At 63.2% G+C, this 1,081-nt stretch carries 1 protein-coding gene and 1 pseudogene; one reads left to right on the top strand and one right to left on the bottom strand.

Translation table 11 applies throughout. From position 1 onward, the window contains the following. A pseudogene (locus KK7_RS22165) lies at window positions 1-849 on the bottom strand (IS3 family transposase); the annotation flags it as partial. Between KK7_RS22165 and KK7_RS22160 the strand changes: the two are divergent. Beyond that, window positions 848-1,027: a hypothetical protein gene (locus KK7_RS22160; protein WP_083836151.1), complete on the top strand. Its 180-nt coding sequence runs from the start codon at window positions 848-850 to the stop codon at window positions 1,025-1,027. The pseudogene KK7_RS22165 and the gene KK7_RS22160 sit on opposite strands and share 2 nt — an antisense overlap. Window positions 1,028-1,081: the final 54 nt, after the last annotated feature.

The following is a 1,081-nucleotide window of genomic DNA, read 5'->3' as shown; positions in this document are numbered from 1 at the left end:
CGCGGCGGCTCATCGAGTGCTCAAGATTGTGCGCGCGTAGGAAGGCAGCCCAGTCCATGCTGGTGAACTGCACGCCCTGGTCCGAATGGATCAACACCCCGTGCCTCGGCTTACGGCGCCATACCGCCATGTGCAGAGCCGGCAGACCACCGACGTGGTGCTGCAGACGTCTGTCAACGCCCGCAGGCGCCGGCCGTCAAACAGAGCGTCGGACACGTAGTCCATCGACCACATCTCGTTGGCAGCCGATGCCGCGGGTTGCCGCACCCGGTTGGCAGCGCTGACGTTCCGCCGGGGCTTCTTGAGCCGAAGGCTCAGGCCATCCTCCCGATAGAGGCGATACACCCGCTTGTAGTTCACGACCCATCCTTCCCTGCGCAGCAGGATGTAGATGCGGAAATAGCCGTAGCGCGTCCGCGCCGCCGCCAAATTGCGGATGCGCATCACCAGCGGCGTCTGGTCCGGCCGGTGCGAGATGTACCGCACCACGACCGCTCGACGCCCAATGCCGAGCAACTGCGCCGCTCGCTGACACCGTGAGACGCCTGAACGTGCGCGACGATCTCGCGCCGCCGTCCAGGCGTCAGAGCTTTTTGCAAGCACATCCTGCAGGATATGCTTGTCGAGACTCAGATTCGCGACCAGCTGTTTCAGCTTCCGGTTCTCTTCCTCGAGCTGCTTCACCCGCCGCAGTTCGCCCGCGCCCAGCCCGCTGTACACCTTCTTCCAGCGGTAGAAGGTCTGCTCCGATATCCCCATCCGGCGGATCACCTCGGCAACCGGCGTGCCCGTCTCCGCCTGCTTCAGCGCAAACGCAATCTGCTCTCCCGTGTACCGCGATTTCTTCATGTCCCAGCTCCTTGCCAAAAGGCTTCAAAGGGCCGGAAAACTCTCGCTCAAAACGGGCCAAAAAACAGGGGGACGTCAGCGCGACGCGTTTCTCGAGAAACGCGGCCAGTCGCTCGATGATTTCACGGCCGAGATGGTACAACCTTTAGTGGGGAGAGCAGCGCTGATCCCCGCGTGAACATGGCTTGACCGCTGGCCATTCTGCATCGCTCGCCGCCGCTAACGGACACCG

Source organism: Sphingomonas elodea ATCC 31461 (assembly GCF_000226955.1).
Taxonomy (GTDB): Bacteria; Pseudomonadota; Alphaproteobacteria; order Sphingomonadales; family Sphingomonadaceae; genus Sphingomonas; species Sphingomonas elodea.
This window is presented reverse-complemented; position numbering and strand designations above follow the sequence as displayed.